At 60.6% G+C, this 15,027-nt stretch carries 10 protein-coding genes; 6 read left to right on the top strand and 4 right to left on the bottom strand.

Annotation, left to right across the window (positions count from 1 at the left end):
- Nucleotides 1–53 precede the first annotated feature (53 nt).
- Both K3G63_RS20910 and K3G63_RS20905 read right to left on the bottom strand, forming a co-directional pair.
- Complete coding sequence (locus K3G63_RS20910) at nt 54–3,236, bottom strand: glycoside hydrolase family 3 N-terminal domain-containing protein (RefSeq protein ID WP_259404619.1); 3,183 nt, start codon at nt 3,234–3,236, stop codon at nt 54–56.
- 234 nt (nt 3,237–3,470) lie between these two features.
- Nucleotides 3,471–4,493 (bottom strand): alkaline phosphatase D family protein, encoded by a 1,023-nt coding sequence (locus K3G63_RS20905; RefSeq protein WP_259404618.1) that lies wholly within the window; start codon nt 4,491–4,493, stop codon nt 3,471–3,473.
- 195 nt (nt 4,494–4,688) lie between these two features.
- On the opposite strand from K3G63_RS20905, the gene K3G63_RS20900 reads away from it, so the two are divergent.
- The 4 genes from K3G63_RS20900 to K3G63_RS20885 all read left to right on the top strand — a co-directional run bounded on the left by K3G63_RS20900 (nt 4,689) and on the right by K3G63_RS20885 (nt 9,899).
- Nucleotides 4,689–5,069: a hypothetical protein gene (locus K3G63_RS20900; protein WP_220616088.1), complete on the top strand. Its 381-nt coding sequence runs from the start codon at nt 4,689–4,691 to the stop codon at nt 5,067–5,069.
- Nucleotides 5,070–5,172: 103 nt separating this feature from the next.
- Nucleotides 5,173–7,563 carry a TonB-dependent receptor gene (locus tag K3G63_RS20895; protein WP_310794617.1) on the top strand — a complete coding sequence of 797 codons (2,391 nt, stop codon included), beginning with the start codon at nt 5,173–5,175 and terminating at the stop codon, nt 7,561–7,563.
- A 333-nt stretch (nt 7,564–7,896) separates the two neighbouring features.
- The gene (locus K3G63_RS20890) at nt 7,897–9,459 is read left to right on the top strand and encodes a PepSY domain-containing protein (RefSeq protein WP_220616087.1); all 1,563 of its coding nucleotides are present in this window, start codon (nt 7,897–7,899) and stop codon (nt 9,457–9,459) included.
- On the top strand, nt 9,456–9,899 hold the full coding sequence (locus K3G63_RS20885) for a hypothetical protein (protein WP_220616086.1): 444 nt from the start codon (nt 9,456–9,458) through the stop codon (nt 9,897–9,899). The genes K3G63_RS20890 and K3G63_RS20885 overlap by 4 nt, the downstream gene beginning before the upstream one ends.
- A 281-nt stretch (nt 9,900–10,180) precedes the next feature.
- On the opposite strand, the gene K3G63_RS20880 is transcribed toward K3G63_RS20885, so the two are convergent.
- On the bottom strand, nt 10,181–10,930 hold the full coding sequence (locus K3G63_RS20880) for a superoxide dismutase (protein WP_220616085.1): 750 nt from the start codon (nt 10,928–10,930) through the stop codon (nt 10,181–10,183).
- A gap of 201 nt (nt 10,931–11,131) precedes the next feature.
- Between K3G63_RS20880 and K3G63_RS20875 the strand changes: the two genes are divergently transcribed.
- On the top strand, nt 11,132–12,406 hold the full coding sequence (locus K3G63_RS20875; protein ID WP_220616084.1) for a carboxypeptidase-like regulatory domain-containing protein: 1,275 nt from the start codon (nt 11,132–11,134) through the stop codon (nt 12,404–12,406).
- Nucleotides 12,407–12,521: 115 nt separating this feature from the next.
- Here the strand turns inward: K3G63_RS20875 and K3G63_RS20870 are convergent, their stop codons facing one another.
- Nucleotides 12,522–13,238 (bottom strand): 3-ketoacyl-ACP reductase, encoded by a 717-nt coding sequence (locus K3G63_RS20870; RefSeq protein WP_220616083.1) that lies wholly within the window; start codon nt 13,236–13,238, stop codon nt 12,522–12,524.
- 427 nt (nt 13,239–13,665) lie between these two features.
- Between K3G63_RS20870 and K3G63_RS20865 the strand changes: the two genes are divergently transcribed.
- The gene (locus tag K3G63_RS20865) at nt 13,666–14,982 is read left to right on the top strand and encodes a hypothetical protein (protein WP_220616082.1); all 1,317 of its coding nucleotides are present in this window, start codon (nt 13,666–13,668) and stop codon (nt 14,980–14,982) included.
- Nucleotides 14,983–15,027: the final 45 nt, after the last annotated feature.

Below are 15,027 nucleotides of genomic sequence, written 5' to 3'. Positions count from 1 at the left end.
GCAACGCTTCCGTGCTACCCTAAACTAGGCTATGAGGTGCCCCAGGTTCGTTCTTAGTGCTCCTGCGGTACGGTGCTTTCTACGGCCTGCTTCCGGGCCTGCTGAATGCTCTCCAGCGCCACTTGCAGCACCCCGGAACGGACACTGCGCTCCGTGATTTTGTTGTTGCGGCGGGTGGGATTCACGCGGTTGGTCAGCACGATGCAGGTAAGTTCTTCCTTGGGGTCAACCCAGAAATAGGTGCCTGTGAAGCCCGTGTGCCCATAGCTGAGCTGGGAAACACTCTTAGCCGAGTTCACCGTAGGATTAGCCGCGGGCCTATCGAAGCCCAGGGCGCGGCGGTTGTCGGGGCAGAACTGGCACTTGGTGTACTCGGCCAGGGTTTCGGGCTTGATCAGTTGCTGCCCGCCGTACTTACCATTCCAGGCGTAGAGCTGCACCAGCTTAGCCAGGTCGTTGGCGTTGCCGAAGAGGCCAGCGTGGCCGGAGAGGCCGCCGAGTAGGGCCGCGCCTTCGTCGTGCACGGTACCGTGCAGTTGGGCGTGGCGGAACAGGGAGTCGTACTCGGTGGGGGTGATGCGGCTGAGCGGGAAGCGGCGGGTAGGGTTGTAGCCCAGGGTAGTAGCGCCCAGCGGCCGGTAGAGTTCATCCGTTACGAACTGGTCAATCGTCTTACCCGAAGCCGCCTTGATGAAGCGCGGGTACATGATAAACGACAAATCGGAGTACACATACCCCGGCTTCTCGTTCAGCGGCGACTCAGCAATGGCTTTGGTGATGCGCTCCGGGAAATCTTGGCGGGCCCATAGGCCGGGGCCGGCCGGCAGCGGGAAGCGGGCCGAGGAATCGGGGCGGAAGTAGCGGCGGCTCATCTCGGCGGGCTGCGTGGCCGATACGTCTTTCGCGTCGGGGCTTTTGCCGAGCAGGGAGTTGAACAGGCCGCGGGGCTTGGTGTAATCTTTCCAGAACGGAATCCAGGACTTCAGGCGGGCTTGGTGGGTCAGTACGTCGCGTAGCTTCAGGCTTTCCTTGTTGGTAGCCTTAAATTCCGGGAACAGCTGGCCCAGGGTCATGTCGGGGTTGAACTTGCCTTCGTCCTGGAGCTTCATCAGGGCTGGCAGGGCCGCCGCTACCTTGGTCACGGAAGCCAGGTCGTAGAGGTCGGTGTTGCGAACCGGGCGGGCGGCTTGGCCCGCGGCGGAGGGGTAGGAGTGGGTGCCGTAGCTTTTGCGCAGCACTACTACCCCCCGGCGGGCAATCAGCACCTCGCCGCCCGGAAATGCCTGGGCCGCTACCGCTCCGTTCATGATGGAGTCCACGCGGGCTTCCAGGTTGTTGTTCATGCCCACGGCCTCGGGGAAGCTGTAGCGCAGCCGGATACCGCCCTTGGTAGCCAGACCGGCGCCGTATGGGTACCGGTCGGAAACCGTAACGGGTAGCTTGCCGCTGGCTGACACGCCCCCGAAAATTACCTCAGCGGCTACGTCCTGGGCGTTCTTGCTTTCCTGGTAGGCCAGCACCACCGCATCAGCGCGGTCCAGGTCCCGGACTTTCGCCACGGCGTACGCCGAGCCAAACACCGTCACTACCAGCTTCTGGCCCTTGCCGCCCAGCTCGCGCAGCAGCACGTTTGTTTCCGGCGCAATACCGAAGTTGGTGGCGGGCAGGCGCCCCAGGTTATTCAGGCCCACCAGCACCAGGTTGTAGGGTTTCAGGGTTTCGCGCATGCGCGTCAGCTCGTCCATGCTGGGGGCGGCGGGCAGCCAGAAGTGGCGCACCGGGGCGTAGTCGGCCGCCATGCGCTGAAAGTCGGTGGTGTCCTTGGTGCCGATGGTGAGGGTAGCCAGGCGCAGGGTATCGAGGCGCTGCAGGGGTAGGAGGCTCTTCTGGTTGCGCAGCACCGTCACGCTCAGCTCCGTGAGACGCTGGCTCAGGTACTGGGCGTGGGGCGTGTTCAAATCCTGGGTCAGGTTGCGCAGCTCGATGGGCTTGTATTTGTTTAGGCCGGCCCACTCTTTCAGAGCCAGCACCTTGCGGCAGCGGGCGTCGAGGTCGGCTTGGCTAAGCTGGCCTTTGTTGATGGCTTCGCGCACCAGTTGAAGGGCCAGGGGAATGTTCTTCGAAAACTCCAGAATGTCGTTGCCGGCCAGCAGGGCGCGCAGGTCCGCGTCGCCGGGCGGATACTTCGAGATGACGCCCTTCATGTTCATGGCATCGGTGAAGATAATGCCCTCGAAGCCCAGCTTCTGCTGCAGCAAGCCCTGGATGATGGGTTTGGAAAGGGTAGAGGGTAGGCCCGTCGTATCGAGCGCCGGAATGTTGAGGTGGGCCACCATCATGCCCCCAATACCGCGCTTAATCAGGCTTTTGAAGGGATAAAGCTCCAGGGTATCAATGCGCTTCTTATCAATGCGCAGCAGGGGTAGGGCCAGGTGGGAATCGGTGTCGGTGTCGCCGTGGCCGGGGAAGTGTTTGGCTACGGCCAGCACGCCCGCGTCCTGCATACCCTTCATGTAGAGGTAGCTTTTCTCCGTAACGCCTTCTCGGTTTTCGCCCCAACTGCGGTACCCAATGACGGGGTTCTGAGCGTTGTTGTTTACATCGACCACCGGGGCGAAGTTAACGTGCATGCCCAGTCGCTTGAACTGAGCCGCTACCTCGGTACCCATGTCGTACACCAGCTGGTTTTCGCGGATGCCGCCCATGCTCATCTGGTAAGGGAAGCGCTGCACGCTGTCGAGGCGCATGCCCACGCCCCACTCGGCGTCCATGGCCACCAGCAGGGGCACTTTGCTCTGGCTTTGGTAGCGGTTCAGGAGCTTGCTCTGGCGCACCGGTCCGCCCTGAAAGAAAATCAGCCCCCCAATACCGTACTGCTGAATCAGCGCCGATACGGAGTCCTCATCAATGCGCTTGCGGTTGGAATACGCGGCCACCATGAACAGCTGGGCTACCCGCTGATCGGGCGTCAGGGTCTTCATCACCGAATCAACCCACCGCGACTGGCCCAGCTGCCCGGCAAACGGCACCGGCAGGTTGCGGCTCTTGGCGGGGGTAGGCTTCTTGGCAGCCAGCGGTTTGGTGGCTCCGGCTGCCTGCGGGGCGGCAGCCCGGCGAGCAGTAGCAGTAGTTTTCGTAGCGGACGACTTCTTCTTGCGGCGCTGGGCCGAGCCATCGAAGGGGCTCAGCAGCGCCAGCAGCAGCCACAGAAACGGGAGGGAGCGAGTGAAAGACAAGGGCAGTTGCAGCGGTTAGAATGGGTAGGCTGCGAATTTAGCGGAATTGAAGAGGATGGATGGACTGCATCAGTGAAACAGCAAAACATCATTCCCGCCAGAATTAAGAACGTTATTCCGAGCGGAGCCGAGGAATCTCGCTGCTTCTCCAGAACGTCATGTCGAGCTTGTCGAGACATGACGTTCTGAATTACTCTTTTGCTCTTCCTGCCACTTGCTTGCTCTGCCTACCTGCTACTTGCCTACCTCTATCTTCTCCGAGTAAAACACTTTGCCCTCGTCGCCCCGCAGCGAGGCCGTGACGAAGAGGCACTTGCCTTTGGGCTCAAACTGGAAGAGAGCGTAGTGCTTCTCGTTCACTAGGGGCCCCAGGCGGTATTGGTTTGGCTCGCCGGTGTTTTGGGTGGCAGGGTGGGTGAGGCCGCTGGATGTTACCTCGTACACGGGGTAGGAAACGCCCGGCACCGTCATTTTTGATACCTCCCCGATGTGCCGGTCGCCGCTGATGAGCAGCACGCCCTTGGCCTTGGTGGAAGCCAGTAGGTTGAACAGGCGCTGGCGGGCGGCCGGGAAGTTGGCCCACTTCTCGAAGCGGTGCTCCTGAGGTAAAAATTGAATGCCCGAGGCAATGATGTGAGCGTCGGCATCGGAGTTCTGGAGCTGGGTTTGTAGCCACTGCCACTGCGCCTCACCCAGGATGTCGCCGGTGGGGTTGGGCTGGTACACCCGTTGGGCGTCGCGGGTGAGTGGGTCTTGGAAATACCGGTCGTCGAGGAGGATGACTTTTACTTTTTTCTTGCCCGCCTTGTACTCGTACGCGGCGTAAATGCCTTCCTGCTGGCGGCGCGGGCTACCGGCGGGCTCCTGCAGAAAGTCAAGGGCCAGCTGCTGGTTCTGGGCTTTGAAGGGGTAGGTCTTATCGCCGTCGTTGCGGCCGTAGTCGTGGTCGTCCCAGGTGCCAATGACGGCGGTACCTTGCTCGCGCAGGCGAAGGTAGTCAGGCTGGCGGAGCTGGGCGTCGTACTTGGCTTTGAGCACGGCAGGGTCGTCGGAGTCGCCGTAAATATTGTCGCCCAGCCAGATCCAAACGTTGGGCTTGTCTTTGGCAATATCGTCCCAGAGCGGCTGGGGCAAATCATGGCGGTTGCAGGAGCCGAAGGCAATGCGCAGGTCGGTGCCGGCTTTTTGCGCGGTAGCCGCCGGGCTGGTCAGCAACAGGGAGCCAGCGGCCAGCAGGTAGGTCAGGGCTGTTTTCATGTGGCAAAGATGCATCTAGGTTTCGCCGCCCCGCACGGGGTAGCAATATGGTAACAGATAACTCAAGGCCTAATAGGACTATCGAAAACCGGTTATTGAGATGTATAAAATCCCGCTAATGGCGTATAATACTTGGTGCAAGAGGCCGGAGGGTGTTCCTTTGCACTACTATTCGTAGCTTCTCATCCGTTTCCTGTGCGTCAGGCCATAGCTATTCTGCTGCTGTTCTCGCTCTCAGTGCACTGCACCGGGCAGCTGGGTATTGCGGTGAGCTGGTGGCTGAATCAGGACTACATTGCCCGGGTGCTGTGTATTAACCGCGACAAGCCCCAGCTGAAGTGTAACGGCAAGTGCCACCTGCGCAAGCAGCTCAAGGCCGTGGCCGAGCACGAGAAAAAGCAGCAGCCCGGCAGCAAGCAGGTAGTGCAGGATATCAACCTGTTCTGCGCTACGGTCCTGCCCCTGCGCCTCACACCGCCGGCTCACTTTCCGGCTACCCCCCGCTACGGGGCGTACCGTGTAGAGGCCTACGCCTGGGACCGGCCCGGCCCCGACCACCCGCCCGCAGAGGGCTGATTGACCCCGGTTTTTACGGAATTTGGTGGGCCCGCGCGGCCTGGCCCGGCATCTGCGTGTGCTGGGGCCCGGCGCGGCCTGCCGTCAATCAGCCTTTCTTCCTGTGATAAAAACGGTATTGCTGCCTCTGGCCCTGTGCGCCAGTCAGGCCGCCTGGGCCCAACGTGCCCTAACCGGACGCGTCTTCGATGCGGCCACCAAAGAACCTTTAATTGGAGCCACCATCCGGACCCCCGATGGGCAGGTAGGCACCGCCACCAACACGAACGGGCAGTTTTCCCTGACCACCTCGGCCACTGAGCTGGTGGTGTCCGCAGTGGGGTATGAGCCGTTTACCGTAACCATGCCGGCCGAGGGCCTACCCCTGCGCGTGGCTCTGAACCCGGCCGTGCAGGACCTGCAAACGGTGGTGGTAACCGCCAGCCGCGAGGCCCAATTGCGCACCGACGCCCCGGTGGCTATTGCCAAACTTTCGCCTACCCTGGTGCAGGACACCAAACCCACCCTGCTGGCCGAGCTGATCAATAAGGTGCCGGGCGTGGTGATGCTCAACTACGGTAACGAGCAGCACGCCATGGGCATCCGCCAGCCTTTTGGCACCAACGCTTACTTCCTGTATCTGGAAGATGGAATTCCACTGCGGCCCATGGGCGTGTTCAACCACAATGCGTTGCTGGAATCAAACCCGTTGGCCATCAACTCCATCGAGGTGGTGAAGGGCCCGGCTTCTTCGCTTTATGGTCCCGAGGCCGTGGGCGGCGCCCTCAACCTGCTCACCAAGCGCCCTACCGCCGTACCAACGGCCAGCGTGGGCGTGCAGGCCGATAACTACGGCTACCGGCGGGTGCAATTTGGGGGCGGCGGCATGCTCACGCCCCAGCTCGGGGGCTTCGTGAGTGGCTACGTGGCCCGGCAGCGCAACTCCTGGCTCGCCAGCTCCGACTACGACAAAGTCAGTTTGAACGCCCGGCTGGAATACGCCTTGGGCACCCGCACCCACCTGACGGCCGCCGCCTCTTACAACGACTACGACTCTCAAACCAGCGGCTCGGTGGACAGCGTGGCCTACTACCGCCGCGAGTACAGCAGCCCCACCGATTTCACGTACCGCAAAACCTACGCTTTGCGCGCCCGCCTCACCGCCGAGCAGCAGTGGAACGCCCAGAACCAGACCACGCTCACCGGCTTCTTCCGCGACAACAGCATCGGCCAGAACCCTTCGTATGGCATCCGGTGGCGGGCCGGCGCTACTACTGCTACGGGCGAGGTCAACGAGAACCGCTTCAAGAGCTATGGCCTGCTTGCTCAGCACAGTGTGCGCTGGAACTGGCTGAACTCGCGCCTGATTGGTGGGGCCAGCTTCGATTATTCGCCTACCCAGTACGATGCTCACCAGATTGACCTGGCAGCCCAGTTGCGGGCTGATAAAAAGTCAGTTGAGAAATACTCTATCACGGCCGACCGCCCCGACTTGGCTATTGCCGACTACGATACCGACCTGCTGAACTCGGCCGTGTACGCCCAGCTGGATGTTCACCCACTGCCCAAGCTGCAGCTAACCCTGGGCGGGCGCTTTGACCGCCTGTCCTTCGATTACGACAACTACCTGGACAAGTCGAGCGGCACGAAAACCTTCCAGCAGGCTACCCCCAAAATCGGGCTGACCTACGACCTGGGCCACGGGCGCGGACTGTACGCCAACTACTCGCAGGGCTTCTCGCCGCCCGGCCTCACGGCTATTTTCCGGAAGCGGCCCGGCACCGGCGTTGCTACCCCCACCGGCGAGGTGGTACCCGCCGAGTTCTACTACAACCTGCAGCCAGCTCGCTTTTATAACCGCGAAATCGGGGGCTGGGCTTCCTTGCTAGACAACAAAGTGTACGTGGATGTGGCGTTGTACCAGCTAGATGGGCGCAACGAGCTGCTCAGCATCCGCCAGCCCGATAACTCCACCGACTACCAGAGCGCCGGCAAAACCCTGCACCGCGGCATCGAATACAGCCTGACCTGGAAGCCTACCGCCGAGCTGTTCTTCCGCTTCGGTGGCACCAACGCCGTGCACCGCTTCGAGGAGTTTGCCCTCAGCACCAAAGCCACCGACGCGGTAAAGGACGTGAACGGCAAGCAGATGCCCCAGGCCCCGCGCTGGGTCGCCAACACTGAGCTGACCTACAAGCCGCAGTGGCTGCGCGGCCTGCGTGCTTCCCTGGAGTATCAGCGCATCAGCAGTTGGTACCAGGACCAGGTAAACCGGGTGCGCTACGATGACCGGACCCTGTTTGGCGCCCGCGGCGTGAGCGTGCTCAACGCCCGGGCCGGCTATAGCTGGCGCGAAACGCTGGAAGTCTTCGTGAACGTCATCAACCTCACCGACGAGCTGTACGCCAACGCCGCCACCCGCGGCAACGCCCCCACCGACCGCACCACTTTCACCCCCGCCGCCCCCCGCACCGTGTCAGTAGGAGTGCAGTACAATTTCATTGGGAAGAAATAGGGGGTAGGGGAGAGGTGATAAGGTGAATGGTGACACGAGAAAGGTAGAACGACAACCCTAAAACGTGTCATGTTTGATCTGTCATCCTGAGCGGAGCGAAGGACCTCTACCTCTGGCTAACCAGCTGGCCCAGTACGTCAACCGCTCCATAGCTCAGGGTTTAAACCCTGGGCTAGTGAACCACAACGAAGCGGTAGAGCTGCTTCGGCTCCGCTCAGCCTGACAGATAGATACTCTGGCTACGTCACCTCGCCCCCGGTCGCGTCAGCATACCGGATGGCCTTCTACAAAAGAACAAACAAGGTCTGTCGGCCTTGACAACAGACATTTTCTATGCAAACAATTCAACAAGCTGCCCCGGCGGCTCGGGCTGCTGGCCCTGTAAAGCGGGCGGTGCAGCGCAACATGTACCGCTGGCACCGCATCATCGGGCTGCTGACGGTGGTGCCGGTTATCCTCTGGACCCTGAGCGGCCTCGCGCACCCGCTGATGAGCAACTGGCTGCGGCCGAAAATAGCCCGCGAAGCCTTGGCACCTACCCCTGTAGACAAGCCCAAGGTGGCGTTGCGGCAGGTGCTGGCGCAGAATCAGATTGCCAGCCTGCGCGGCGTGCGCGTAGTGCAGTGGCAGGGCCAGCCGGCCTACCAGGTGCAGCTAGGCACCGAAGCACCTACGGCCGTGCCGCGCTATTTCAGCGCCGAAACCGGGCAGCCCTTATCCGCCACCGCCGACCGGCAGTACGCCGAACAATTGGCCCGCTACTTCACCCAGGACTCTACGGCGCAGGTGAGCAGCGCCGTGCGCATCACGGGCTTCGACCAGGAGTATAAGTTTGTGAACCGGCTGCTGCCCGTGTGGCGCATCGCCCTCGACCGGCCCGATGGACTGGTGGTGTATGTGGAAACCGCGCCGGCCCGGCTGGCTACGTTCAATAATGCCAGCCGCAGCGCCTTCATTCGGGTGTTCGACTTGTTCCACAACTGGTCGTGGCTGGAGCTGATAGGCAACAATACGTTCCGGGTGCTGACTATGCTGGTGCTGCTGGGCATCATCATCGCCTCGGCCGTGAGTGGGCTGGTGATTTACGGCTTTATGTGGAAGAAATTCCGCAAGCCCCGCAACGCCCAGGATCAGGTGGGCTGGCTGCGCAAGTACCACCGGCAGGTAGGGTTGGCCGTGGCCTTGGTCACGTTCACCTTCGCGGGCAGCGGCGCCTTCCACGTTTACCTCAAGCTTCACCCCGACGACCGGCTGCGCTACCAACATGCCCCCGCCGTACCTACCCCCGCCTTGGCCGTGGACCTAACGGAGCTACCCCTGGCCTGGGAATCGGTGCAACAAGTGACCCTGGCGGAGCTGAACGGGCAAGTGTACTACCAGGTATTCCAGCTCCCGGCCGAAAAGCCCACCGGCCCGGCGGCCGGCGCCAGCACGGGCCAGCCGGTGGAGGCGGTGCGCGCTACCCCCGTAACCTACTACAATGCCACTACCGGCCAGCTGCTGCCCGATGGCGCCACGCAATACGCGGTGTTTCTGGCTAACACCTTCCTGCAACAAGCCGGGGGTGGTGCTACCCCTGCCATGAGCGGCAAACCCGCATTGGTGGATCATTTTGAAGGGGAGTACGGCTTCATCAACAAGCGCCTGCCCGTCATGAAAGTGGCCTACGATACCCCGCAGCAAACCACCCTGTACGTGGAACCCGCCACCGGCCGCCTGGCCGCCCGCGTCGAGAACGTGGCCCGCTACGAAGGCCTCAGCTTTGCCTTTTTGCACAAGTACCACGCTGCCGGGGAGCTGGGCAAAAACATCCGCGACATCATCACCATGCTGGCGGCCGCAGGCGTATTGGCCGTGTCGGTGCTGGGCTTGTGGCTGTTTATCAAGATGAAATGAGTGCGCCAATGAAGCTGAATGTATGGCTGCGTTACGCGGCCCTTTCCCTGCTCGCCGTAGCCTGCCAGCCCCAGCAAGACCAACCCGCTGAAAGCAACACGCCCGCTACCCGCGCCGCCGTGATGCGCCACCACGACGAGTTGATGGCCCGCATGGATGGGCTGGTATCGGAACGCCAGCGCCTCGCCGCCCAGCTCGTCGGTCTGGATTCTGCTACCTCCTCCGGCCGGGCCAAAGCCGAGCGCCTGCACCGCACCATCAGGAGCTTGCGCCGCGCCGATGCCGCCATGATGAACTGGATGCACCAGTACAAAGAGCCCGACACCGTGCAGCTGACCGCCCACCAGTACGAGGATTTCTGGGCCGCCGAAGCGCAGGAGCTAACCGAGCTGGAACACCAGATGACTGCCGCCCTGGATTCCGCCCGGGCCGTGCGGTAGAGTTGCCGTTAGTATTCTCTAAAGCAAAATATTGTTCCTCCTGCACGGTCATTGGTGGGCCGCTTTCGGCTTGGGCTTGCCCGAGTTCTTCAGAATATTGTTCTTCCTGCACTGTCATTCCGAGCTGGTCGAGGAATCTCGCGTGCTGATGTTGTAATGGTAAGCAGACGTCAGCACGCGAGATTCCTCGACCAGCTCGGAATGACAGTTCTAGATTTTCAGCATAAAAAAGGCCGCTTCTGAATCATCAGAAGCGGCCTTTTTGCGCGGAAAGGGAAGGGCTACCCTTTGCGGGCTTCGTCGAAGCGGCGGTTCACTTCGGCCCAGTTAATCACGTTCCAGAAGGCCTTCACGTAATCGGGGCGCTTGTTCTGGTACTTGAGGTAGTAGGCATGCTCCCACACATCCAGGCCCAGCAGCGGAGTGCCGCGCTGAATGCCCGAGAGGTCCATCAGGGGGTTGTCCTGGTTGGGCGTGGAGGTAACGGCCAGCTTGCCCGACTTCTTGTCGTGGATCAGCCAGGCCCAGCCGGAACCGAAGCGGCCGGTAGCGGCCTTGGTGAATTCGTCCTGGAATTTCTCGTAGGAGCCGAAATCCTTATTAATGGCTGCAGCCAGGGCCCCAGTGGGCTGTCCGCCGCCTTTGGGGTCGAGCAGCAGCCAGAAAAACGAGTGGTTCCAATGGCCGCCCGCGTTGTTGCGGATGGCATCGGGCTGCTTGCTGGCCGAGGCCAGCAGTTGGGCCAGGCTCAGCTTTTCCTCGGGCTTGCCGGCTACGGCCTCATTCAGCTTGGAAACGTAGGTTTTATGATGCGCATCGTGGTGAATCTCCATCGTCTTGGCGTCGATGTGGGGTTCCAGCGCATTGAAGGCGTAGGGCAGGGCCGGCAGCGTGAAGGGGCCGTCGGCTATGGGCGTGGCGCGGGCTTCGCGCAGCAGCTTTTCTTCGTGGGCCGCGGCCAGCACGGCGGGGCTTACCAAAGCCCCCACTACGGTTAGCAGGCCGTTTTTCAGGAAATCTCGCTTCAGCATGAGAGTAGGAGAGAAGGAAATGTGGAAGGACTGAACGACCCCGCTAACGCCGGAGCCGCGTCCTAAGGTACACTACTTACCTGCATTAGGCCCTTGCTGTTGCGTTTAGCGCCTACTTTTGTCGAAGCGGGCACGGTTTTGGGTCGGGCCCGCGTTATTCTGGTCGGCGTACCGTTTTTTCTTTTTAGCTGCTCATCTGCCATGCTTCCAGCTCGTTTTCCCGCGGTTCTTTCTTCCACCTCCGCGCGGCCGTTTCGGGCCGCCTTTATCCTCCTGGCCCTGCTGCTTAGCCTGGCTCACCTCAGTCAGGCCCAGGTACAGCTGCGCGGGGTAGTGCGCGACAAAGAAACCAAGGAGGTGCTGCCCTTTGCCAGCGTGGCCGTGCCCGGGACCAGCAACGGGACAACCACCAACCTAGAAGGCGAATTCACCCTGGTGGTGAAAAGTCTGCCCGTAACGCTGCTTTTCTCGGAGCTGAACCACGTAAAAGACACCCTGCGCGTTACCACCGACGCGCCCCTGAACGTGACCCTGGCCGAGGCCACCGTGGTGCTGCCCGAGGTGAAGGTGGCCAGCTTCCCGTTCCAGCTTGTGGACCGGGCCTTCCGCAACCTGCAGCGCAACTACCGCCGCACTTACTACGGCAAGGCGTTCTACCGCCAGATTACCCGCATCGACAACGAGCCTTCGGAGCTGCAGGAGGTAGTCTGGAACGTGAAGTCGAACCCGGCCCGCATCGACGGGACTACCCTGGCGCAGGGCCGCTACGCCGCCCGCCAGGCCCCCATCAATCTGAGCAACTTCTCGGTGTACACCCGCAAGTTTGGCCTCTTCGACCCCCAGCAGGACAGCACTACCTCCCTGGCCCTGCTCAGCCCCAACGTGGAGAAAAATTACCTGCTGGAACTGAAAGGCATTGTGGGCGAAGACTCCACGGGCGGGGTAGCAGAAATAGCCTTTGAAACCCGCCCCGAGGTAAAGTACCGGGCCCAGGGCACCATCTGGATTGATATTGAAACCAACCAGGTAGTGCGCTACCGCATGGTGCAGCCTAGCTTCACGGGTTCCACCAACAACCTGCGCCAGCAGTTCACCAACGCCAAGCTGACCATTGAAATGGCCTTTCACCCCGGCGGCAAGGCCAGCGTGGCCCCGCTGGAGCTGATGAAGATGGATTTAACCACCGATCTGACCGAGCCGGGCAAAAAGCCGCTGAGCATCAACGTGTCGTCGTTTACCTTCTTCTACGACCAGTCGACTACCCCCGTGCGTCTGCCCTATGCCCGCGCCAGCCTCACCGACCGAGACCTGGATGCCATCCGGGCCAAGTCCTACGACCCTGAGTTCTGGGCCAACAACCCGGTGGTAAAGCGCACCCCGGCCGAAGAGGAAGTAATTGCCGCCTTCGAGCAGAAAGGTGCCTTCGGGACAATGGTAAAGAAGCCCGCTGCAAAACCCGCCAATAAGCTGCAGTAGCCCGAAATAATTTCCACAAAAAAGGCCCGTAACAGCTGTTACGGGCCTTTTTTGTGGTAGAACTGTGTTTGCCGCTTATGGCTGGGTAGCGTTAAACACCTTTTCTACCCTTTTTCTACGGGTTGGTGCTCCACATACCGGCTTCCTTGATGAAGATGCGGCGGTTGAGCTTGAGCTGGGAAATGATAAACTCGGCTAAGTCCTCGGGCTGCATCACCTTCTCGGGGTTGCCGTCGGTGAGCTTGTTGTTGATGGCCAGCTCCGTTGCTACGGTGCTGGGCGTGAGGGCCGATACCCGAATGTTCTGTTTGCGCACCTCTTGCATCAGCGACTCGGTGAGGCCCAGGATGGCAAACTTGGAGGCACTGTAGGCACTGGTAGTCGCGGCCCCGCGCTGGCCTGCCGTGGAAGCAATGTTGATGATGTCGCCGGTTTCGCGGGCAATCATCTGGGGTAGCACGGCCCGCGTTACGTAGTAGGTGCCCAGCAGATTTACCTGAATAATCTTTTCCCATTCGGCTGGGTCCATGTCCACGAGCTTAGCAAAGGTGCCAATGCCAGCGTTATTAATCAGGATGTCGATGCTGCCTAGCGCCTGCAGGGCCTGCCCAACAGCGGCCTCTACCGCCAGGCGGTCAGCTACGTCGGCGGTGACTACCACGGCCCGGCCGCCGAGCCCTTCAATTTCCTGCGCTACTTCGCGTAGCTGCTGTTCCGTGCGCGCTAGCAGAGCCACGGTAGCTCCTTCCTGCGCCAGGGCCAGGGCTACTGCCCGCCCAATTCCTTTGCCTGCGCCTGTTACCAGAGCATTCTTGCCGGCTAGTGTTTCCATGGGTATTTGCTGTGTATGTCGAAATGTGGCTGTATAACCCGTCTGCGCAGGTTCGGTTATAGAATAGAGCTATAGCGTGGCACGGAAACCAGCAAGTGCAAAGTAAAACCACTGCCAGAGTGACATCCACACTGTACCTACTATACCAAGCGCTGTAAATTTTTTACAGAATATTTTAGTAGAATATGTATTATATATTGTACATTTTTAATAAAATAATAGTCATAGTCGTAGCGTGAGGTGCATTGCGTAGCGGCCATGTTGTAGTTGAATAGTTAAAATACCAATAAATAAATTTATACTAAATACGAATATCGTTATAATTGCATGAATGTTACAATATTTATTTTTAATTGTATCAAAATAAGTATCATGTCGTATAGGACGCAGTTTTGGGCGCTAATGCCCAGTTGTTTAGCTACACTTCATGAAAACTTCTATACTCTCACTTGCTTTAGTTGCGGCCACCAGCATAGGCTTGGCAGGTCGTGCGCACGCCCAAACTACCTTTACCTCCAAGCCCGGGGGCGGTAAATGGAGCGACCCCAACACGTGGGTGGTGACCAATGGCAGCAACGGCCGGCTGGCACCTACCCCGCCGGCTACCACGCGCACCCAGGCCGCTACGAATGATATCATTGTCATTACCTCGGCCGTAATTCTCAACCAGGACTACTCGGTTACCGGTGATGAGGGCAAGATCCTGATTGCCGCCGGCGGTTCGTTGGTGGAGGACGCGCCGGGTCGGACTCTGAGCTTTGGCAGCCAGAACAAGCCCGATGAAACCCGCCTAGTAACCAACGGTGTGCTGCGCGTGTCTTCCCTCAGCTTCTATAAAGCTGACGCCGATATTAACGCTCCGCTGCAGGCTACCTGCAGCATTACCCTCGCCAACCAATCGACGCTGAACGTGGACAGCAACGTGGCCATTGATGGAAACCTAGTGTTGCTGCAGGGCAACAGCTACATCACCACCGACGCCAGCGCCTCGGCCTCTCTCAGCATTGACGGCTGCGTGATGACCCAGGGTAACGGTCGGGGGCTGGTACGGAACCTGTTCGACACTGACCTGCGCGTGTGCATTGGCGGAGAAAGCTCCGACTGCGGCGTGGCTGCTACCGGCGTGAAGGGGCTGGAGTGCAACTCCTACGCCACCGAGCAGATTAGCCTCAACGGCTGTGCCCGCCCGCTGCCTGTGCAACTGGTTTCCTTCACGGCCCGCAGCCAGGGCAGCGGCGTGCAGCTTAACTGGACGACGGCCACGGAGCTACACGCCGCTTCGTTTACGGTGGAGCGCTCCGCCGATGGTACGAGTTTTCAGCCCGTGACGACCCTACAGGCCGCCGGCACCAGCACCACCACCCGCACCTACTCCGCCACCGACGCTATTCCAGCGGTGGGCACCCGTTACTACCGCCTGCGCCAGACCGATTTGGATGGTACCGTAGCTTTTTCGCAGGTAGTGCCGGTAGTTGCCAGCACCGGCGGTTTGGCCCAGCAGGAAATGGCGGTGTACGGCACCGCCACGGCCTTGACCATTGATATGCAGCTAACGGGGGTATGCGAGGCGGTCCGCATTATGGATAGTATGGGCCGGGTGTTGCGCACCGAAACGCTGCCCGCTGGCCAAACCGGCACCTTCCGCCGCCAGGTAACGCTGGGGCCATCGGCGCCCGGGGGCGTGTACATTGTGCAGGCTATTACCAGCACGGGGGTAGTAAGCCGCCGCGTGCTGGTGCAATAGTAGCTCGCCGCCGTTTTTGGGCCTAAAGCAGCCTGGCTTCTCCGC

The sequence above is a fragment of the Hymenobacter sp. HSC-4F20 genome, assembly GCF_019599275.1.
In the GTDB taxonomy this organism is placed as follows: Bacteria; Bacteroidota; Bacteroidia; order Cytophagales; family Hymenobacteraceae; genus Hymenobacter.
The sequence above is the reverse complement of the archived record's forward strand: the minus strand, read 5'-3'. Positions and strand labels throughout refer to the sequence as shown.

Coding starts and splice junctions, on each gene's coding strand:
- K3G63_RS20890 (WP_220616087.1), top strand. CDS start 7,897: ATGCAAACAATTCAACAAGCTGCCCCGGCGGCTCGGGCTGCTGGCCCT.
- K3G63_RS20880 (WP_220616085.1), bottom strand. CDS start 10,930: ATGCTGAAGCGAGATTTCCTGAAAAACGGCCTGCTAACCGTAGTGGGG.
- K3G63_RS20885 (WP_220616086.1), top strand. CDS start 9,456: ATGAGTGCGCCAATGAAGCTGAATGTATGGCTGCGTTACGCGGCCCTT.
- K3G63_RS20905 (WP_259404618.1), bottom strand. CDS start 4,493: ATGAAAACAGCCCTGACCTACCTGCTGGCCGCTGGCTCCCTGTTGCTG.
- K3G63_RS20870 (WP_220616083.1), bottom strand. CDS start 13,238: ATGGAAACACTAGCCGGCAAGAATGCTCTGGTAACAGGCGCAGGCAAA.
- K3G63_RS20865 (WP_220616082.1), top strand. CDS start 13,666: ATGAAAACTTCTATACTCTCACTTGCTTTAGTTGCGGCCACCAGCATA.
- K3G63_RS20875 (WP_220616084.1), top strand. CDS start 11,132: ATGCTTCCAGCTCGTTTTCCCGCGGTTCTTTCTTCCACCTCCGCGCGG.